Raw genomic sequence first — 19093 nt, 5'->3', positions numbered from 1 at the left:
GTGGCCCGCCGAAGCGAGCCTTGTTTGCCGGGCGGACTCGGCGCTATTCCGCGCGCATGGACAGCAGCGCCTGCTGCTCCATTACCCTGATGTCGACGAATAGCTGCTGCCAGTCCGCGCGCGGCGCGCCTTGCAGTCGCAGCACGACCGGCAGGGCGTTGTAATCCAGGCCCGTCGCGCCGCTCATACCGACCCGCCACTGCGTGGACATACCGCAAAAGGCGTCGTAGGCCGGCAGGTTCTCCGGCCATATTTCGACCGGCTCCCCGGCCTCGACGTCATCCGGCGAAAACCCGGCAGCGAGGAGCTCACCCATTTGCTTCTCGGACATGGCGGGTTCGTACATCGCCGCGGCGACTAGACGGAGTTTCCCAGGCGGCCTTCGGTGATCGCCTCGCGGTACGCGGTCAGAATTGCGGCGACGGCGGCCGGCAGTTCGTCGACCAACTGCTCGACGGCTTCTCGGTCGAATGGAATGTCCAGGTTCCAGCCTTTGACGGCGCCCATGATCGTGTCGACGTTGGCCTCGACCTGATAGCTCACCACGTCCGACTGCTTGAGCATTGGGAGGTCTTCGCCGGCATCGGCCAGCGCCTTGTAGCGCTCGGATTCAGACTTCGCCTTGGCCTCGATGCCCGCCTGGATGCTGTCGATGAAGGCCGCGTGCTCCTTGCGGGTGCGATAGAGGTAGTCGATACGGATGCAGCCGGTCGAGCCGTCCAGCATCGGGAACGAGACTTCCTTGGAAAAGGTCTCCGGACGCTTGCCGAGAACGATCTTGTTTGCTTTTGCCATGATGTTGTGCTTTCGAAGGGAAGAAAAAGACCGCGAGGGGCGACCTCGCGGCAGGAAAGCCAGCCCCGGAGGGCCGGCTGGCAAAACGGATTACGATGCGTAGCGGACCGGCTTGCCCTGCAGCGCGTAACCAGCGCGGACGGTCATGATCTGGCCCTTCGACATGGTCGGGGTCTCGTCGTACGACCAGATGCCGTTGTAATAGATCACCGAGCCGGACGGCAGCAGGCCGCGCGCGGCGGTGATCGCGCGGCTGGCGGCAGCCGCCTTCAGCGCGTTGTGGTGCGGCAGCGACGGGTCGTCGCCGATCTCGAAGTCCAGCGACTGCGCCGAGGTGCCGGATGGGATCTGGGTTTCGCTGTCGCTCTCCAGGAACGAATAGGTCGTGTACTGGGTCTCGCCGCCCGAGCTGGTCGCGTTGACCACCTGGGTAATCGGGGTCCAGGTCATGACCTTGCGCACCGAGCCCGCGCCTGCGCCGACGGGGAACAGGGTTGTCGACGTGGTGTCAAAGCCCTCCAGGGTCACGCTGGTGGCCGTCGCGGTCTTCACGCGGAATACGCGGTTCGTGGCGCGCGTCCAGCCGCTGGTGAACTCGACGATGTCGCCGACGGCGTAGGTGTTGTTAGCGGTGGTCAGGACCGCCTCGGTTGCATTGCTTGCAGCGCTGACGCTGATCGCGGCGGCATAGCTGGCGGCGAGCGCCCAGGTAATGCCGTTCGGGAGTTGGACTGCCATGGATTGCCTTTCTTGCCCTCATCGGGCACTAGTAGAGTCCGTAGCGGACAAGAAAAAAGCCGCCCGGATTTCTCGGGGCGGCTCGGATGGAAATGGGGCGGTCAGCAGAACAGGTAGAAGTCCTGCCTGGTGCCGCGGTATTCGGTTTCTTCGTCGTAGGTGGCGATGCGGCCAGTCGCAACCTCGGGCTGCAGCGCGGTCGCGGCGCGGATGGCTTCCTCAACCTGCCGGCCCAGTTCGGACGCGACCAGGCGAGATTCGCCAGCCCACACGCTGATTTGCATGCGGACCTTCTGCTTGTCGGGCTGCTCGCCGCTGATGAAGTTCAGTGGCTCGCCGCCCACTGCTTGGTAGACGATGAAGGGCAGGGCAGTGCCTTCCGGCGCGAAGTCCGGCAGCACCCGGCCGCCGGCCAGATGCTTCAGGGCGTCGTAGATCAGGGCTTCAGCGGTCACGTGAGTTCCTTGCGAGTTGTTCAGCCAGCGTGCGGGTCATGGCGTCGGTCGCGTGTCGCTTCTTGCTTTCGTACGCGGGTCGCATGAAAGGGTAGGCCGGGGCGCTGGCTGTGCCGTACTCGAGCTCGGCGGCGCGGCGGTGCGCGGCCCATCCGGTCTTGCGGCCGGTGCGTGCGTTGATCCTGGTGTTCCGCGGGACGAACTTGTGCCCGTACTCGACGAAGCGCCAGTAATAGGCGTCGCCGCCGCCGTAGTCGCCCTTGCGGACGGTGACCAGGTAGACCTGCTTGCTGCCGCCATCCGACTCGCCTTCCAGGCGCTTGATGATGATGTTGCGGTAGATCGTCCCGGTCTGGACGTGCGCCTGGGCGTTTTGCTTGGCCTCGTCGCGGAAAACGGCGGCGCCGGCCACGCCGACCTTGCGCAGCGTGGACTCGTCGACTGAGTCGCGGATGCCCTGCACTGTGCTGGCGACGATCTCGGCAAGGTCTGTTCCCTCGATGCGGATCATTTCGCAGCCTCGCAGACCAGGAACATGAAGCGGCGGTCCTTGGCATTTGGCAGTACAGCCTTGATGTCGTAGCCGATGCCTTTATGGACAATCCGCATCGTGTTATCGATGTCGCTGCGCGCGCGGACCATCACGGAGATACGGACGGTCGACACCGGGAGGCCTCCGCGCAGCACTTCGGCGCCGGTCTGGAAGCGAACGTCCGCCCATACATCGGGCGTCACGCTCTCCCAGCCGCCAACAATCTGGCCGATCGCATCCCGGCCGGCCGGGGGCGTCTGAAGTGTGATTTTCTCGTTCATCCATACACCCTGTACGCGTCGAGAAGGCCTTCGAGATACGCGGCCGTGCGACCCTCCGCCGGCAAATGCTGCGCCTGAAGCCGCCCCAGAATGTAGCTCTGGATCGGCGCCGGCACCGCCGTGTGGTCAGGACCATAGCCACAGCGATACCGGACCTCGACGGCATTCGCGCGATCGGCCGTGGTCGGCCAGCTGCGGCCCGGCGCCGGCATGACGTACCCCGGCTCGCTGACCGAATCGACCAGGTAATCCTGCGGGTCGAGCGTCTGCTGCACGCCGTCCACGTCGACATACTTGACGCTCTCGACGGTCAGCAGCGGTGGCATGGCCAGCTTGATCGCATCAGGGAAGCGGTCCAGCGTCACGCACCTGGTCTGCTCGACCAGGGCGCGCTGCAGCTGGTGTTCGACTTCGCCGGCAATGCCGCGCACGTCCAGCTCGATCTCAGCGTCCATGCCGGCGCCGTCGGCGCGCGCCTTGGCGATGGCGGAAGCCAGCAGCACAGGCAGGCCGGCAGAAATCCCGACTTGGCGATTCGTCGACCGTACATCGGCCCAGCCTGTCATGGATCGGGTGCTGCCGAGTGGCGCGCGGGTGTATGCGCCCCCGGCAGCAGCCAGGATGGAATAGCTGATCATGTAGTCGCACGACACCAGCGTCACGCTGGGCTCGATCACGTAAGAGATTGATAAATCCGCCGCCACAGTGGTGACGGTGGGCTCGATGATGTACGTGAGCGAATAGTCCGCGGCCACCAGCGTCGCCAGCGACTCGACGGCATAAGCGATCGCATAGTCCGCCGAGACCAGGGCCACGTTCGGCTCGATCGCATAGGCGAGCTGGTAGTCGCTCGACACGTAGCTGACGACCGATGCTGCCAGGTCCGTCTCCGCCGCCATCGGCAGCGCAGTTGCCCCGTTGTCGAAAACTGGAGTTCCGACCGCAGGCGCGCCACCGGCCAGGTACTGGACGGTAAGCGGCGCGACGATTTCCCGATTGGCCGTCAGCGTGATCGTGGTCGCGTTGGCGCGTACGACAGGCGACAGCGTCAGCGCGCCCGAGGCATCGCTGGCCGTGAAGCCGGTAATGCCAGATGCCGGCGTGAAGTCGGTTCCGCCGCGGTGCGCGAGGGTCGCCGTGATCGTCGTGCCCTGGGCGTTGATTGCCGCGAGCTTCGGGCCCCGACGGTAGCTGCCACTGTAGATTGCGGCGCCCAGCACGTACGCCGCCCGCGCCGCGCTGGCCGGAAAGCCCGCGCCAGCCGATGACAGGTGGATGCCGTCGCCGCTCAGTAGTAGGTCGAGCGTCTGGACGTGATACACGCTGGCGTCGTCGCCCAGGTCGTTCTCGGCCATGCGCAGGTAGTTGGCCTGCGTGGCGTAGGTGGCGGCCCCCACGGTGTAGGATGTGCGCCGGTTCATGCCCGACAGTAGGATCGGAAGCGAAGCCTGGCCCACGTAGGTGCGCAGGTTGGCGACGAGCTGCCGCAGGTTATCGCGGTGCGAGGCGCGCGAACTGATCGTGCTCGTGGCCGCGTCGTTCGACCCGACCGTGAGGTAGGCCGCTGCGAGCTTGCCGCCCACGGCCGTGATGCCGTTCTTCAGCGCAGTGAACTGGGCGCCGCTGGTGTTGAGCCAGTCGGCCAGCAGCGTGCCGCCCTCGCCATAGTCGAGCAGGCCGACAGGCACGCCCGCCTGCGATGCCAGAGAGTTGGCGAAGGGGATCGCGCAGCCATCGGTGCCGAAGGTGGCCCAGGCGCCGTCGAACTTGCGTACGTTGGCGGCCGGCGTGAAGCCGGTGCCCGAGCTGGACAGGAACATGCGTTCCGCGCTGCTCGACCCGAAGCAGGCAATCAGGTCACCCACGCCGAACAGGTTTGCCTTGACTGCCGACACGGCGCCACCGCTCCTGCGGTACGCGATGCGGTACATGCCGCCCTGGGGGATCGCCACGGAGCCGGACCAGGTGCCGCTGCCAATAGTCGCGCCCGTTACAGCAGCCCAGGTGTGTAGCACCGTCACGCCGTCTGCCGCGTACAGCTGGTATTCGACCGCCGTCGGGGCGGTGCCAGCATAGGTGCCGGACAGGGCAATCGTTGCTGCGCCGCCGCTGCGCTGGTAGATCCGCTCCGCTGGCAGCTCGTTGCCATCGATCGCGTCGGTTACGCCAGCAGGGACATAGCCGTAGGCCGGCTGCGTGCTGCTGGTCGCCGGGCTGCCCGATTTGGTGAACGTGAGGCCGTTCTGGCCGCGGTCGGACAAGTCCGAAACATCGTCCATGCGGACGTACCAGGCGGGAGTCTTGCCCAGGCTGGTGATTTCCTCGCCGTAGGCCAGGCGCGCAATCTCCAGGTCGGTCAGCGTGCCGGCCATCGCAAACACGCGCCCGATGGACTGGTCGCACAGGCGATCCGCAGGCAGATCCTGACGGTTGCCAATGGACAGGCCAGCGCCGTCAAGCGCGGTCGTCGGCCCTGTCGCGCTTGCAGACAGGACGGAAGAACCATCGGATGGCGCGGCACCAAGGATGGGGCACTGCTTGATGCTCAGGTTGCTGCCGCTGCGCTGGACGATGACCTGGTGCGCGCCCGACGTAATCGCGGCCGGCCCTTGGAGGCGCACCGTCGCAGTGGTACCGAAGTAGACGACGATCCGGCCAGGGTTGGACGAACTCGCCCCTGTGCGGTATGCGATCTGGAGCGATCCGGAAACGGAGAAGCCAGCGTTCGAGACGATGTATTCGGCGTTGATGTTCGACTGGTCGCCGTCGAGCTGCAGGACAAAGCCTACCGTCCAATCGCCGTTCGGCAGGGTGAGGGCGGCGTTGTCTGCCACGGTCAGCCACTGGTTCCCGGCGCTCTTGCTGAATTTGATCGTCATCTTTTGCGCCTCGTCTCTACGGCTTCAAACTTTCTACGTACTGGATTCGCACTCGACGCGCAGGGTGGCGCCGTCACTGCCCGCCGACGGCGCGCCGGCCGCGACGCTGCGACGCACCCACACGGCGCGGTGCTGACCGACCGGGATGGTGCCCAGAGCGATGCCGGCGGCCTTGCTCGCGGCAGCGGAGAACGTGATACCAGGCGGCGCGGAACTCTCATCGGCGACGCTCGACTCGGTTCCGTTGACGGCGCTGGCTCCCAGGCCAACGGCGATGTCCGTCGAGGCGCTCGGTGTGTTTGCAGCCAGCCACAGCACTGCGTTGGTTAGCGGGTCCGTCGTGCTCGCGTTGTGCACGTAGATGCAGCGGTACTCGATGTCGCCGGCGGCGGCCTCCGCTCCCGACACGGAGTCGAAGAGTGATGCGGGCGCCGGCTGGCTCGATTTCGCACCGCCGAGCGATGCGGCTGCGACGGTGTTCGATGCACCGCCTGACAGGCGGTACTGAATGTCAGACGATGCGACTGGCATGGGTATGCTCCTGGTGAGTTATTTCTTCTTGCGACCGGCTTGCGGTGCCGCGGCGGGGCTTTCGGTCGGGTCGACGGCGGGCGTAGCGCCCGCCGGCGCGTCAGCGGCGCCCAGGACGACGGCAGCGGCCTGCAGTTCAGGCGGGCACTCGTCGCCGGGCTGGTACTGGTGCGGGTAGATTTCGCCATCCGGCACGCCGAGGAATGGTTTCGTCAGTTTCATGTGCACTCCAAATGAAAAGGCCCGACATCAGCCAGGCCTTCCTGGGTCAAGCAGCGATTAAGCTGCGGCGATCTTCATGAACTTCATGCACTCCGGATTTTCCAGGCCGCCGCCAACGCGCTTCGTGGTGTAGAACATCACGTAAGGCTTCTTGGTGTACGGGTCGCGCAGCACGCGCACGCCGACGCGGTCCAGGATCTTGTAGGCGCGCTTGAAGTCGCCAAACGCGATCGACAGGGCATTCGCAGCGACGCCCGGCATGTCCGGGATGTCCGCGATCGCGTAGCCGGCCAGGGTGGAAGGCTGGCCAGCTTGCAGCGACGGCTGCCACAGGTAGTTGCCGTCCGAGTCCTTCAGCTTGCGGATGCGCAGCATGGTGTTGCGGTTCATCGCGAACTTCGCGTTGCCGGTGAAGGTTTCGGGCAGGGCATACACCAGGTCGAGGATCGAATCGCCGGTAATGGCGCCGACCGCGCCCGAGCCGATGACTTCGATGCCACCCAGCGGGTGCAGGTTTGCGCCGCCAGCGGCGTAGGTCAGCAGGCCGCGCGGCTTCTTGGTGCCGTCACCCGAGACGAATGCTTTGCCTTCCTGGTACGCGAATTCGACGTCGACTTCACCCGCGAGCCATTGCTCGAGGTTGATTTCGCTGTCGTCCAGCATCTGCTGGGTTGCCGACGGGTTGGCGTAGATTTCGCCCCAGCCGTAGGCCTGCTCTCCCAGCTTCGGAGTGTTGGTCTCGTCGCGAGCATCCGTTTCGCCGACCCAGCCGGAGGTGGTGCCGCGCAGGTTGACCAACTTTTTGTAGCCGGTGCCGCCGACAGACTGCACCGAGCACAGGGCGCGCATCGGCGAAACGATCACCAGCTTGTCGGTGATGGTGCGATCCCACTCGATCGGCGAGGTGTAGCCGCCGTCGTCGGCAGCACCCTTGCTCAGGGCCGCCTGGGCGTCGCCGCGGCGCATGTGTGCCTGGAAGGCCTCGCTGTATTCCCGGTCCTTCAGCGGACGTGCGCCGCCGGCGCCCATTTCCATGGCGGCCATCTTGGTGTTGTGGGCGTCGATTGCGGCTTGCAGGTTGGCGATGTCCGCATTGATCTTTTCGACCTTGCTCGCCTGCAGCGGGTCGTTGATGCCGGCCTTCAGCTCGGTGAGCTGGCGGGTGTGCTCGTCCTTGAAGGTGGCGAACGCCTGCTGCAGCTGTTGGACGAGCTGAGTGGCGTTGCTGCCGTCGGCGCGCACGCCGCTGACGATGCCGCGCGGGGCGGATGCTGCGATTGCGATGGCGCCAATCATGACACGATTCGATTTCATAAAATTAACCTTTCAGGGTATTCAGGAGGTTTTGAAGCGAGGCTTCAACTTCGGTGTCGTTGCCAGCGCCCGGCATGGCATCGGGATTCACGGCAGCGCCCGGCTTGCCGTTGAACAGTGCGTTGAGCGTCTCGCGGCGCGCGGCCCGGCTCAGGCCGGACTTCGCCAGCGAGGACTCGACGGTGGCCAGCACCTTCATGTGCTGCGCGGCCTTGGCGTCTTTCTTGATGGCGTCGCGGTCGAGCTTGCCGGTGGCGAAGCCCTTCTCGACAGCGTCGGACGCCCCGATGAAGGTCTCGTCGTCCATCATCTTGGCGATCACCTTGGCGTCCAGCCCGGTGCGCTCGGCGTACAGGTCGCGCATCGCGTTGTCGAACGGTTCCAGGTAGGCCGCAGCCTCGGCCATGTCATGCCGGTTGCCGGCGGCGACAACCCAGGCGTTGTGGATCATCAGGTGCGAACCTTCGCCCATGTTGATTTCGTCGCCGGCCATGGCGATCACCGACGCAGCCGAAGCGGCAATGCCCATGACGTTGACGGTCACCTTGGCCGAGTGCATGCGCAGCAAGTTGTAGATCGCCACGCCTTCGAAGAAATCGCCGCCAGGCGAATTCAGGTTGACGGTGACATCGTGGTCGCCGATGGCGCGCAGGGCGGCGCCGATGCGGCGCGCGGTCACACCTTCGCCGTCCCAGGTCTGCCCGATCGGCGCGTACATGCTGATGGTTTTTGCGTCACCGTCGGCCGCGGCGCGGACGCCAGGCTCCCACGTGTCGAGCGCGTCCTGGCGCAGATCGAACTGCGCGGTGGCGATGCGGGCGTCCGCCCGGATTTCAGGTAGCTTGATCAGGGACATTCGCTTTCCTTGTGAGGGTACTTTGAAGCGACTCGGCAGCCGGGTCGGTCGATTTCGGGAGGTCCAGGCGGTCGCGGACCTCATTTGCCTTCATAAACGGCTGGCTGCCGCCCGAACCCAGGGCCTTGGCGAAGAAGTCGGCCTGGTCCTTCAGCGTGCCGCGCAGCAGCGCGTGCTCGTTGAACTTGGCGTAGTAGAGATCGCGCTCCTTCTCGCTCAGAAGCTTGAGCGCGACCTCGTCCTCCCAGATGTTGAACCAGTGCTGCAGGCCGTATTGCACGAAGAAGATGCCCAGTTGCTCGATGCCAGAGCCCCAGGACGTGTCGTCCATCATGAGGAGCGGACGCGGCACACCGAAGGCGCGGGCGATCTCCTCGATCTGATGGTCGCGGCTCTCGCCGAGCTCCGAATCCCGGGCCGAGTTGGCCCACTTTTCAGCGGTGATGCCATCTTCCAGGACCATCCACTTGTGCGCGTTCTCCGTTCCCGCGTATCGGGCTTCCAGGCTCTCGCGAATGTTCTTGATCTGCTGGTCGTCCAGCTTGCGCGGGTAGGACAGCGCGCCGCCGGCCATGACGCCGTTCTTGAACACGCGCGCGGCGGCTTTCTGAGCCTGTAAGGCCAGGCCGATCGCTTCGCGCGCCTTCTTCACGCGAGACAGGCCGATCAAGCCATGCTCGTCGTCGGCCAGGTCGGCCAGATGCAGGACTTCGCGGGCAGCCAGGGTTACGATGCCACCATCCGGGCGCCGGTACTCGTAGCAAACGGTGAAATCGTCGTTCAGCTTCGGCGTGACCTTGTTCGAGTCCAGCGGGATCAGCCGGACAGGCGTATTTCCACGCCAGATGATGCGCGCGTAGGCGTTCCCATGGAGCAGGGCGCGCAGTTGCATCGTGCTCTTGAATTTGTAGGGGCCCTGGTATTCGTTCGGCCTGTTTTTGCAGAGGCGATGGGCTGCGTGCTCGGTGGCGTACGCCTTGTCGTCACCGCGTGCCATCAGGCCCAAGGGGAGCATGCCGATCGACTCCGAGATCAGGCTGACGCTGCGCAGGATCGCCATGTTCTCCAGGGCCTTCGACGGCGTGACGTACTCGCCGCTGGCAGTTTCACCCCCGCGCATGAATGCCGGCAGGTCGGCGCTGGTCAGCGCAGCAAACACTTGGGGTTCGGGCAACTGCGACAGCGCCGGCCGCCAGTGCGCTGTGGCGGATAGAGCGTCGAAAAGTTCCATGGGGTTCCTTAAAACATGAGAATGCCGCGATCCGAGTAGGCAGATTCTTCCGGCGTCTGGAGGGTATTCACCAGGCCTGCGGCCATAACCGCCGCGATAATCAAGTCAATGCGGCCGGTTGCAATTTCCTTGTCCAGCTTTCGATTGCCCGCCGCGTCTTGGGTTGTGACGGCGTTACCGGCGCACATCGTCAGCACCTTGTGCCCGTTGTGCGCCAGTTCGCCGTTGAGCAGCATCGTCTCGAACTGCTCGATTGCCGGACTCATGTCCTTGTATCCTTGACCGAAGGGCGTCATCTCCGGCAGGCTGATACCGTCGTCCGCGGCCATCTGCTGCAAATCCTCGATCCGCCAGCGGTCGTAGGCACAGCCGATGATCTCGAAGAAGTCGCACATGGCGGACAGCTTCTGCAGGATGATCCGCTTACTGATCGCACGACCAGGGGTCGTGTCCAGCAGCCCTTCAGCCTTCCATTGCACATACGGCACGCGATCCTGATCCGACCGGCGCTGCAAGTCCGCGTCTGGCAGGTAGGGGAAGGCAGCCAGCTTCCAAGGCTCGCCGGTCTCGACCGGCTCCACCAGGAAGACGAGCGCCGTAAGGTCGGTCGTGCTAGACAGGTCGAGCGCGGCAATCGCGCGGCGCCCGCGCAGCTCCTCGACGTCGTAGTCGAGCTTCGCCGCCTTCCAGATTTCGTGGCTAATCCAGGGTGACTCCGCGTCCGTCCACTGGCAGAAGTTCAGCCGGCGCACCAGCGATTCCTTCGATGGCATGCCTCGGGCTTCCGTCACCTGCTCGCGGATGTACTTGTAGCCGGGCAGGTTCGCATCCTGAAGGCTGGGATTCGCCTTCGGCCAGCAATCCTCGCTCTCGAACGGGTCGTCGCCCTCGTCGAGCGCGCAGATGTACGGGAAGAAGGCGTCGTCAATCAACTCGCCGGACGCGACCTTGGCAGCGTATTCATGCGAGTTCCAGCACGGAGACTTTCGGCTCGCGCCAGCGTTCGTGATGATGAAGATCAGTGCCTGGCGTCGACTTTTCGTACCCGCGCGCAGCATCTCGAGCACGGTCGCCGTCTTGTGTTCGTGATATTCGTCGACTAGCGCGACGTGCGGGCGCGGGCCCGACTGTCCATCATCGCTACTGATTGGCCGGAAGAACGAGCCGGTCTGCAGGTACGCGAGGTTCCAGGCCTTCTCACCGGTGCCGCTCTTGGTCAGGCGCTTCGACAGCTCGGGCGACTGGTCATGCATCGCGACCGCGTCGCGAAACAAGATCATTGCCTGATCCTTCTTCGTCGCCGCAGAGTAAATCTCGGCGCGCGCTTCGCCGTCTGCCACCAGCCCCTTCATGCCGAAACCGGCTGCCAGCGGAGACTTGCCACTGCCTTTCGCGGTTTCCACGTAGGCCACGCGGAAGCGCCGGTAGCCGTCCGAACCCTTCCAGCCGAAGATGCTGCCCACGACGAACTTTTGCCACGGCAGCAGGATAAACGGCTTGCCCTCGAAGTCGCCGCCGTTCAGCTTCAGTACGTCCTGATAGAAGCCGATCGCCTTCAGCGCCGCAGGAAGATCCCACACCAGGCCACGCTTACCGCCTTCAACCAGGTCGGCGAGGTGGCGCGCGCATTGTGCGCGTACATGCGGGCCAGCGATCCGGGTGCCGTCGACTACTTCCTGAGCGTATTGAGTGACTGGGTCAGCCGAAGTACTCCCCGATCGGGTCTTTCTTGTCTTTGTCGTCGTCATCGGGGTCTTTCGCATTCACCTTCGTGCGCGCCGCAGGCGTGAGGCCGAACTCGACCAGGTAGCTCTTGAATTGAGCGTCGGCCGCTCGCAGCTGGTTCACGGCCGGGTTCGTCTTGATCAGGGTGCCGCCCTCGGATTGGGTCGTGTAGGTGCGGCCGTCGCGCTCGACCAGCTCCCGGCACGCCAGGATGTCGGCATAGCAGTCGCACAGGCGCTCAAGGGCAAAGCTATCGGCCTCGGTCAGCACGCCCATGCGGTCAAGCAGGACGACTAGGCGCCCCCATGCCACCTTCGCCTCATCAGCCAGGTGTGCAGGGCAGGACGGAATCTGGCGCGCCGGCTTGGGCTCCTTCTTGTTGGTCGCGCGCTTGCCGGGATTGCCCTTGACCAGCTTCAGCGCGGTCGGTGTAGGGCGGCGTCCAGCCATGATTTCGGTCCTAGAAAAAAAGTTTCAATTCGCGGTTGTGCGAACGGAGGGGAGCAGGCGGTCCCTTCTTGATGCCGCGCTAGACTTTCTCCGCCCCCCCCCGGCACTCATGCTGAAACAGCACTCGTAATTTCCATATGTGCAATACTTCCAATGTTCAATTAACTTAGGACAGAAATGGACAAAAACTCGATTCCTCAATCTCTAGTCGAACAAGGTGAGGTAAATGCCTCTGATCTCAGCAATGAACTGCTTGACCTCCTTCTTACAAATTCAGCCTCGTTCGTAGTTCGTGCAGTTCCTGATATTTCAGTAGTCGTACAGCGAGTTGAAAAACGCATTGAAGAACTCGGCATGAAATGCCGCGTTTATAGCGAAAACCGTGCGGCGGTCGCGGGCGCAGCAGTGTTTACTGGCGTTGGTCTGGCCGGGATTGCTGCAATTGCTGCGCACAATCTTGCTACCTATGATCCGGACTACGAAATCGGCAAGAATAAGCTGAGCAACACTGTTTCCGTCTCATGCAAGAAGCCGAAGCAGCAAGCCGGCTCCGACACAATGTTCAAAGGCATTGTTAAGCGCTGGTGATAATTCTGAGCTAGTGACCGGGTTAGTTTGAATGTAGTTTTCAGGTCGGCCAGCCATCAGCCCCAGGAGCCTTGCGGGCGCGCTTGCGCTTCCCTTGTTCGGCTTCAGTCTTGACGGAGTGACAGGAATCGCAAGTCGCCTCGAGGTTCGACGGGTCGTCCATCTGCTCGCGGGTCCAGCCCAGCTCTTTGGCCTTGGCCTTGCTGATGATGTGGTCGACCGCGTGTGCGCCCACTCCCAGGCGCCCAGCCCTCTGGCATGGCTGGCAGCGGCCGGCGTCGCGCTTCATGATCTCTTCCCGGCGTTTCGTCCAGGCATAGTCGTACCCGCGTTCGTGGCGGCTCTTCGTTCCCCAGGGCATACCTCTTCCTTAATGGAGAGCTAAATTCATCTGTTGCCGATATTGAAATAGCCCTGCTCATCCATATTTGCGTTTACCCGCGAGCCCGCGACTAACCTGAACGAGACGACAATGAACCTGAGCCAGAATCCGACCAAAGAACAACTCCATTCCATCATCGCTGGCGCGAACGACGAAGCCGGCCATAACATCCTCTGGGTGGATAACACCGGTGAGGTGCGCGTGACCTTGCTGCCCGATGACATCACCCCTGCAGGATGGGAAGATAAGTTCCCGTCGACGAGTCTGCGTTACGAGACGTTCGTGCAAGGGAATGGCTATGTTGGAGAAGAGGCAGCCGCCGATCCGGCGCACATTGACCGCCTCTACAACAGCCTTATCAGGGAATGGGCGCAACGCAGCAACCGCACTGGCGCCGAGTACATCGACCTGTTCTAACCTACGGCAGGCAGCTGGTACGTGCCATGTACTTGCAATGCGCGTCCTCGTTGCGCTGTGCCAGCCAGGCTTGGTATCCCATGACCTCTGCCGGGTGCCGCACGGCCTTGGCGCGGTCGTTAGCAGGGGTCAGGTGGTACTGCGCGAGAGCTACAGTGAAGTCGCCAACGCACACCTGATCGTCCGGCACGTACTCACACTCGATCGTTACTAGTTCGCCTACGCGGGCGCGCAAGGTGAAGCCAATCGTGTACTTGGGCAGACTCAGCGCGTCGCATAACTCCTTGCCGATGTGTTGTCCGAGAATCATGTGGCTTCCTTCTCCAGCAGCAGGGCCACCGCATCATCGATCGGCAGCCGGTTCAGTCCGTGCGCCTTCAGCAGCTCGGCCACGCGCCACGCGCGCGCCAGGTGGTCGCAGATACCGGCCAGCGCGGTCGCATCGTGCTCGGTGTGCGTTGCACCTGGTCGACCTGCTACTGCGCGGATGATGGCGCGGCGGTAGATTTCGCTCTCGGGGCTCATGGTGCAGCCGCGATAATCTCGCGCTCGCGGTAGATCTGGACCAGGATGCGCAGCCAAAGCACTTCCGCTTCGACGCTCATGTCACTTCTCGCCGAACCCAGGCACGTCTTTGAACTCGGTATGGCGGAGCCCGTAGATGAAGCCAACCACGAGGGCAGCAACCAGAGTCCAGAAGACGCCAAATGCCCAGCCTGGCGCGGCAAGGCGGTCGAGCAACAGCCAGCCCGACGTAGTGAAGGTGACAGGCAGCCGCACAGGCAGCGACGAAGTTTTGATAACGATTCTCTTTTTCATCGCAGACCTCAGAATAAAAAAGGCCCAGCCTGTGACAGCTGGGCCGAATCGCCCTTCCCGGAGCGAGGAGACAGTGGTTGTGGCGGCCGGGAGCTCCCAACCCTACGCACGAATGCGCTTGACCACACGGATGGCTACTTGGTAGATGCCATTCGTGCGGTGCCGGTGCTGTTCCCGGCTGTCAAACCATTGCGTCAAAACGAAAAAGCCCGCTGACCTTTCGGAGCGGGCTTTGTCTGGACGTGCAGGGGGCTGCCACCGGCAGCCGCCCTACAGTTCAAATTGTTGAGTTGAATTCTATGCCTGTCAGAAATTTATTCCAAGACATTGTTGACTGTTGGAATTTTGGTACGCACTGAACAGTGCATGCTCAACCGCGGCCTGGGCCTCCAGCATTCGCCGGTCGAACTCGGCTGGCTGGAAGCGGAGGAACGCGGCGATATACCGATCCGTCTTGCCATCGACATAATGCAGGCCCAGCATTCGGCGATGGCCTAGTGTGATGCGTACCATTGCACGGCTGATCAGCACTGCGTCGGCGCTGTCGATCGAGCGCATGATGTAGTCGCCGGTCTTCGGTAAGGGCGCTCCCTGCTTCGCCTTCTGCATAGCGTCACAGATCACGCCGGTCATGCATGCCGCGACACGCGGCCCATCGCTGGCGTTGGCCCAGCGCCCCCAGTTCTCCAGGCGGGATTCTATGCCGCGACGTTCGTGTGTCAAGGCTCCTCCCTGGCGGCCCCCGGGGCCAATTTCCGATGACTGTTAATCATTGGGACATCTCCATTTCACTAGGGTTGCTTTGTTGTTGTTCGCCACTTTCGCGCCACGACAATCCGATTTTCTGTGCGATTCGGTTCTGCGCCTGGGCTGCGGTGTCGAGGTTCTTCTCCAGGTAGCCCATCGTCGTGGTGTAGCTCTTGTGGCGCATGACCTTCTGGATGGTCTGGATCGGTACGCCAGCCTCGGACAGCAGGGTTGCGAACGTGCCGCGTAGGCGGTGAGGAGTGATCCCCTTCACTGAGCAGGCCACGTTTGCCTGGCGCATCGCTGAGCGGGCATATCCCGGCTTGAACTGCTGGCCATTCGGGTACCGGGCGATCAGGCCCTCTACAGCGCGCATGGGCGCCAGGTGCTCAGCCAGCCAGTCGGGCATCGGCACAGGCTCGGCCTCGCGGCCCTTGGTGATGCCCGGGGTGTAGGTGCTGCGCGCCCAGTCCACCCATTCCCAGCGCGCTGATGCGGCCTCTCCCTCGCGCAGGCCCAGGCCGAACATCAGCCGCACCGCGGTCCCAACGCCCGGGGCGCGTTTGCTCGCGTCATCGACAGCGGCGAACCAGGTCCTGGCCACGTCCATGGGCAGCACGGCGCGCGGGCGCTTCTGCACCTTGATCATGGCGACCTTCCAGGGCGACGCTGCCAGCACGCCGCGCTTGACCGCCCACATAGTCAGGAGCTTGAGGATCCGCAGCCAATGGTTGGCGGTGGCCGGCCGATGCTCCTTCAGGTGCTCGATGCGCGCCAGCTCGACGTCTTCCGTTGTGATGCTGCCGATCGGCTTGTCGCCAAGGTCGTACATGTGCAGGCGCCGGAACGTCTCGACACTGCGCAGGTGCGCCGCGCTGGCGGTCGGGCGGTGCACCACCAGCCAGGCGCCGGCCAGTTCATCCAGGGTCGGCACGGGCTGACCGCCATTCGCCCGAACGAGTGCCGCGTCGTACTCGCGCTGCGCAAGAGCCTCGGCCTTGGTGCGGTTCCTGAGGCGGGTGCTGCGCTGCACGCGCGCGCCGGCCACCTGGAAGCGGTAGTGCCACACCGCGCCGACCTTGAAGAGGTTCGCGCTCATAGGGCCTCCGCCAGGCCGCGCCGGCGCCGCTCGAGCGGGCGCTCCTGCGTGCGCGGCATCCAGCTGCGGTCCAGGGGGGCGAACCGGGTCTGCTCGCCGATGTAGCTGAGGGCGACGCGACCGGGGGCGCCTTGCCTGCACAGCGGCACGTCCACCTCGCAGATGCCGATTTCGGTGCTGTCCGGGTTGTAGACTTCGTCCCGGTAGAGCAGAACAACCGCGTCGGCATCCTGCTCGATCGAGCCCGAGTCACGCAGGTCCGATGGTTTCGGGCGCTTGTCGGGGCGCTCCTCGAGCTTGCGGTTCAGCTGCGACAGCAGGACCAGGCCCATGTCGAGTTCCTTGGCCAGGCCCTTCAGGCCGCGCGTGATGCCCTCGATCTGCGCGTTCCTGTTGTCGCCGTCGCCCTCCATCAGCTGCAGGTAGTCCACCACCAGCAGATCGAGGCCAGCACGGCGTTTGACCGCCTTGGCCTTCATGCGAACATCGAGCATGCGCAGACTGCCCTGGTCGTCCAGGAACAGGTTCAGCTCGTCAACCTTGATCGTGGCGTGGGTCAGGTTGCCCCAATCCTGGTCGGTCATCTTGGTCGGCTGCAACAGGTGCGGCAACGGAATCCGGCCCAGGTTGGCCAGGTTGCGGTCGTGCAGCTGGCTGCGCGGCATCTCCATCGACAGGTACAGGACGGAATGGTCGCGGGCCACGTTGCAGGCGACATTCATCGCCAGGGCGGTCTTGCCCATCTTCGGGCGAGCGGCCAGCACGATCAGCTCGCCGCGGCGGATGCCGCCGCTGAGGCGCTCGTCCAGCGCAGGGTAGCCGGTCGAGATCGCCTTCGTGCCGCCCTGCAGGCGCGCTTCGATTTCGCCGATATGCACGGCCATATCGGCGCCGGCGCGCACCGGCTCGAGCTTCACCCTGGATTCGGCCAGCTGCTCCAGGCGCGAGGAGGCCTGGTCGATCATCGCTCCCGACTCTTCCGGGCCATTCGCGGCCGAGTCAGCGATGTCGCGCCCGAGGTTGATGAGGCCGCGCTTGACGGACTTGTCGCGGACGATTGCCGCGTACCGGGCGATGTTGGCGGATGACGGCGTCGCCTGCTGCATCGAGTTCAGGTACTTGCCTGCATCCTGCACCTTGTGGCTCAGCGCGACCATCACCGAAATCACATCGCACTGCTTGCCGGCGACGATCTGGCGCATCAGCTCGCCGAAGATGATGCCGTGATCGGCAAGGTAGAAGTGCTCGGCGCGCAGGTCGCCAATGCGGTCGACTGCATCATTGTCGCGCAGCAGCGCGCCGATCACGGCCTGCTCGGCCTCGATGCTGTGCGGAGGAGCCTTGACTCCGTTACTCATATTTTCGCTCCCGTACCTTGGTGAAGTTGCTCGATTTGGTCAGCCACTCGAGGTCGGCCATGAACGGCCTGCCGCCCCCGGCCTGCTTGCCAACGAGGAAATCGCATGTCGCTACGTACTCGAAGAAGCGGCGCCAGTAGCCCAGGTTCTGCCTGGACTCGTCCTCGTTCCACCTTGCTCGTAACTGCGTAGCTCTGGCAGGTGTCCAATCCCGTACTCGCGGACACTGGGGTAAAACTTCGTGGTAGAGGGCGATGATGTCCTGGTGGGGGCAGATCGATTTCTCGACCTGGGCGACCGGGTTGCCAGCCCCGCTGGCGACATCTACCCCGTCAGGGGTAGAGGGTGTTAACTCTTCTCTTATCTCTTCTTCTCTTATCTGGCGTTCGGTTGCGTTCGGTTGCGTTCGCGTGCGTTCGCTTGCGGAAGAAATCGCGGCTTGCGCCTGCTTTTCTGCGGCTTTGCGCTCCCGGAACGATCGCCCGCGATCGGCAGAACCATCTTCTCGCTGTGGCTGACGTTTTTCCCACCCGGTGAGGCGGTCGTCATCGAGCACGCGACCCTGCATTGCCTCGCGAATGGCCGTGACCTGTTCGGTGTCGATGTCGAGCGCGGTTGCGATGTCCTCGTCGTTGAATCCTTCCGTTCGCCCGCGTTCGGTTGCGTTCGCAGCCAGCGTGAGCATGTGCATGTAGACGCCAAGCACGTCGCCTATCTTCTGCTTGGACACGCGGGCGATCGTGCGCCATTTCGGGTCGTTGACCATGTCGGTCCATACCCGGAACCAGGAATTAGCCATGACGCCTCGCTTTCAACAGGTCAAGCTGGCGTGGGTCGCTCTTGTCCAGCACGTAAATGATTGAGCGGCCGCCTGGCAGCTGGCCGTCGCAGTCGGGCTGCTCGTTGCGCACTGCGATCTCGGCGGCGCTCCAGCACACGGCGACCCGCTGGCCGGCGAAGAGGCAGCCTTGACAGTTGGCATACGCCGGCGCAGGGACAGCCTTGAAGCGGATTTCGTAGGGGTCGAGGGGAGCGGCGGTGTCGCCCTCCCAGTCTGGACTGAGGGTGTTCGTCGTCATGCGGCCACCAATGCAACGATGCAGCCAGCGAGGTGCTGCTCGCCCTGATCAACGCCGCATGCCGTACAGCGCGGCGCCCGACGCTTGGCAGGGCCGAACAGGTAGAAGTCGAGCATGTTGCGACCGTCGACGAGGGGGAATTCGGCATATCCCTGCGTCGCGCGCTCGGTGGCGTATAGGGGTTTCTGTGGACTGAGCGGCAGTCCGTCCTTCCCGAGGGCAGGCCCGTAGAACCAGGCATCTGCGAGTCCGTGCGTGTACTTGCGACGGTGGGCGTGGTTCGCCGCCTCGAGCTGCAGGAGGCGCTGGCTGATGGTTGAGCGGGAATGCCCCATGAGCGAAGCCATTTCCCGGCAGCTGGTAATGCCGGACTTCAGCAGGGCGGCGATCTCTTGGTCGAGCTGCTGCTTGGTGAGGCGGCGGGGGCCATGGCTCATAGTCCGGCCCTCCTGAATCGCGCCAAGCGGTCCGCAGCTAGTGCGCGCGCCACGCGCGCCTCCTGCTCGTTCAGGCGCGCGCAGGCGCTCTCGGCGCCGATCTTGGTGGAGGCGCATGCTACGGCGGTGAAAATGCGCGGCGCACCAGGGGTCGGGTA

At 63.9% G+C, this 19093-nt stretch carries 26 protein-coding genes; 2 read left to right on the top strand and 24 right to left on the bottom strand.

Annotation, left to right across the window (positions count from 1 at the left end; all coding sequences use genetic code 11):
- Positions 1–43 precede the first annotated feature (43 nt).
- From LE190_RS16200 to LE190_RS16135, 14 genes are all read right to left on the bottom strand, one after another.
- Positions 44–331, bottom strand: a complete 288-nt coding sequence (locus LE190_RS16200; RefSeq protein ID WP_225239675.1) for a DUF1799 domain-containing protein — start codon at positions 329–331, stop codon at positions 44–46.
- A 26-nt stretch (positions 332–357) separates the two neighbouring features.
- Positions 358–795, bottom strand: a complete 438-nt coding sequence (locus LE190_RS16195; RefSeq protein WP_225239674.1) for a phage tail assembly chaperone — start codon at positions 793–795, stop codon at positions 358–360.
- A 90-nt stretch (positions 796–885) separates the two neighbouring features.
- On the bottom strand, positions 886–1533 hold the full coding sequence (locus LE190_RS16190; RefSeq protein ID WP_225239673.1) for a phage tail protein: 648 nt from the start codon (positions 1531–1533) through the stop codon (positions 886–888).
- A 101-nt stretch (positions 1534–1634) separates the two neighbouring features.
- Positions 1635–1988, bottom strand: a complete 354-nt coding sequence (locus tag LE190_RS16185; RefSeq protein ID WP_225239672.1) for a DUF3168 domain-containing protein — start codon at positions 1986–1988, stop codon at positions 1635–1637.
- Positions 1978–2499, bottom strand: coding sequence for an HK97-gp10 family putative phage morphogenesis protein (locus tag LE190_RS16180; protein ID WP_225239671.1), 522 nt, complete (start codon positions 2497–2499; stop codon positions 1978–1980). The genes LE190_RS16185 and LE190_RS16180 overlap by 11 nt, the downstream gene beginning before the upstream one ends.
- Positions 2496–2801: a phage head closure protein gene (locus tag LE190_RS16175; RefSeq protein WP_225239670.1), complete on the bottom strand. Its 306-nt coding sequence runs from the start codon at positions 2799–2801 to the stop codon at positions 2496–2498. Before LE190_RS16175 ends, LE190_RS16180 begins: the two co-directional genes overlap by 4 nt.
- The gene (locus LE190_RS16170) at positions 2798–5680 is read right to left on the bottom strand and encodes a sialate O-acetylesterase (protein ID WP_225239669.1); all 2883 of its coding nucleotides are present in this window, start codon (positions 5678–5680) and stop codon (positions 2798–2800) included. The genes LE190_RS16175 and LE190_RS16170 overlap by 4 nt, the downstream gene beginning before the upstream one ends.
- Before the next feature lie 33 nt (positions 5681–5713).
- On the bottom strand, positions 5714–6211 hold the full coding sequence (locus tag LE190_RS16165) for a hypothetical protein (protein ID WP_225239668.1): 498 nt from the start codon (positions 6209–6211) through the stop codon (positions 5714–5716).
- Between the two features lie 18 nt (positions 6212–6229).
- Positions 6230–6433: a hypothetical protein gene (locus LE190_RS16160; RefSeq protein ID WP_225239667.1), complete on the bottom strand. Its 204-nt coding sequence runs from the start codon at positions 6431–6433 to the stop codon at positions 6230–6232.
- A 57-nt stretch (positions 6434–6490) separates the two neighbouring features.
- Complete coding sequence (locus LE190_RS16155; RefSeq protein WP_225239666.1) at positions 6491–7747, bottom strand: phage major capsid protein; 1257 nt, start codon at positions 7745–7747, stop codon at positions 6491–6493.
- A 4-nt stretch (positions 7748–7751) separates the two neighbouring features.
- Positions 7752–8603, bottom strand: a complete 852-nt coding sequence (locus LE190_RS16150) for a head maturation protease, ClpP-related (RefSeq protein ID WP_225239665.1) — start codon at positions 8601–8603, stop codon at positions 7752–7754.
- Positions 8581–9834, bottom strand: coding sequence for a phage portal protein (locus LE190_RS16145; RefSeq protein ID WP_225239664.1), 1254 nt, complete (start codon positions 9832–9834; stop codon positions 8581–8583). Before LE190_RS16145 ends, LE190_RS16150 begins: the two co-directional genes overlap by 23 nt.
- Positions 9835–9842: 8 nt before the next feature.
- A complete protein-coding gene (locus tag LE190_RS16140; RefSeq protein WP_225239663.1) occupies positions 9843–11582 on the bottom strand; it encodes a terminase large subunit in 1740 nt (579 codons plus the stop codon).
- Positions 11533–12009, bottom strand: a complete 477-nt coding sequence (locus tag LE190_RS16135) for a phage terminase small subunit P27 family (RefSeq protein WP_225239662.1) — start codon at positions 12007–12009, stop codon at positions 11533–11535. The genes LE190_RS16140 and LE190_RS16135 overlap by 50 nt, the downstream gene beginning before the upstream one ends.
- A 177-nt stretch (positions 12010–12186) precedes the next feature.
- Here LE190_RS16135 and LE190_RS16130 point away from each other — a divergent pair, with 177 nt between their 5' ends.
- Positions 12187–12597, top strand: a complete 411-nt coding sequence (locus tag LE190_RS16130; protein WP_225239661.1) for a hypothetical protein — start codon at positions 12187–12189, stop codon at positions 12595–12597.
- Between the two features lie 40 nt (positions 12598–12637).
- Here the strand turns inward: LE190_RS16130 and LE190_RS16125 are convergent, their stop codons facing one another.
- A complete protein-coding gene (locus LE190_RS16125) occupies positions 12638–12886 on the bottom strand; it encodes an HNH endonuclease (RefSeq protein WP_225239660.1) in 249 nt (82 codons plus the stop codon).
- A 183-nt stretch (positions 12887–13069) separates the two neighbouring features.
- Between LE190_RS16125 and LE190_RS16120 the strand changes: the two genes are divergently transcribed.
- The gene (locus tag LE190_RS16120) at positions 13070–13396 is read left to right on the top strand and encodes a hypothetical protein (protein ID WP_225239659.1); all 327 of its coding nucleotides are present in this window, start codon (positions 13070–13072) and stop codon (positions 13394–13396) included.
- A 1-nt stretch (position 13397) separates the two neighbouring features.
- Here the strand turns inward: LE190_RS16120 and LE190_RS16115 are convergent, their stop codons facing one another.
- From LE190_RS16115 to LE190_RS16075, 9 genes are all read right to left on the bottom strand, one after another.
- Positions 13398–13706, bottom strand: coding sequence for a hypothetical protein (locus LE190_RS16115; protein ID WP_225239658.1), 309 nt, complete (start codon positions 13704–13706; stop codon positions 13398–13400).
- Positions 13703–13921: a hypothetical protein gene (locus LE190_RS16110; protein WP_225239657.1), complete on the bottom strand. Its 219-nt coding sequence runs from the start codon at positions 13919–13921 to the stop codon at positions 13703–13705. The genes LE190_RS16115 and LE190_RS16110 overlap by 4 nt, the downstream gene beginning before the upstream one ends.
- Before the next feature lie 81 nt (positions 13922–14002).
- Complete coding sequence (locus LE190_RS16105; protein WP_225239656.1) at positions 14003–14215, bottom strand: hypothetical protein; 213 nt, start codon at positions 14213–14215, stop codon at positions 14003–14005.
- 306 nt (positions 14216–14521) lie between these two features.
- Complete coding sequence (locus tag LE190_RS16100; protein ID WP_225239655.1) at positions 14522–14938, bottom strand: hypothetical protein; 417 nt, start codon at positions 14936–14938, stop codon at positions 14522–14524.
- Positions 14939–14984: 46 nt separating this feature from the next.
- Positions 14985–16061: a tyrosine-type recombinase/integrase gene (locus LE190_RS16095; RefSeq protein WP_225239654.1), complete on the bottom strand. Its 1077-nt coding sequence runs from the start codon at positions 16059–16061 to the stop codon at positions 14985–14987.
- Entirely contained in the window at positions 16058–17419 is a 1362-nt protein-coding gene (dnaB, locus tag LE190_RS16090; protein WP_225239653.1) for a replicative DNA helicase, read from the bottom strand. The genes LE190_RS16095 and dnaB overlap by 4 nt, the downstream gene beginning before the upstream one ends.
- Entirely contained in the window at positions 17412–18218 is an 807-nt protein-coding gene (locus LE190_RS16085) for a hypothetical protein (protein WP_225239652.1), read from the bottom strand. Before LE190_RS16085 ends, dnaB begins: the two co-directional genes overlap by 8 nt.
- Positions 18211–18498 (bottom strand): hypothetical protein, encoded by a 288-nt coding sequence (locus LE190_RS16080; RefSeq protein ID WP_225239651.1) that lies wholly within the window; start codon positions 18496–18498, stop codon positions 18211–18213. Before LE190_RS16080 ends, LE190_RS16085 begins: the two co-directional genes overlap by 8 nt.
- Entirely contained in the window at positions 18495–18935 is a 441-nt protein-coding gene (locus LE190_RS16075) for a hypothetical protein (RefSeq protein WP_225239650.1), read from the bottom strand. The genes LE190_RS16080 and LE190_RS16075 overlap by 4 nt, the downstream gene beginning before the upstream one ends.
- Positions 18936–19093: the final 158 nt, after the last annotated feature.

The organism is Massilia hydrophila (assembly GCF_020208145.1).
In the GTDB taxonomy this organism is placed as follows: domain Bacteria; phylum Pseudomonadota; class Gammaproteobacteria; order Burkholderiales; family Burkholderiaceae_D; genus Telluria; species Telluria hydrophila.
Note: the sequence above shows the minus strand (reverse complement) of the source record. Positions and strands in the feature narration are given on the sequence as shown.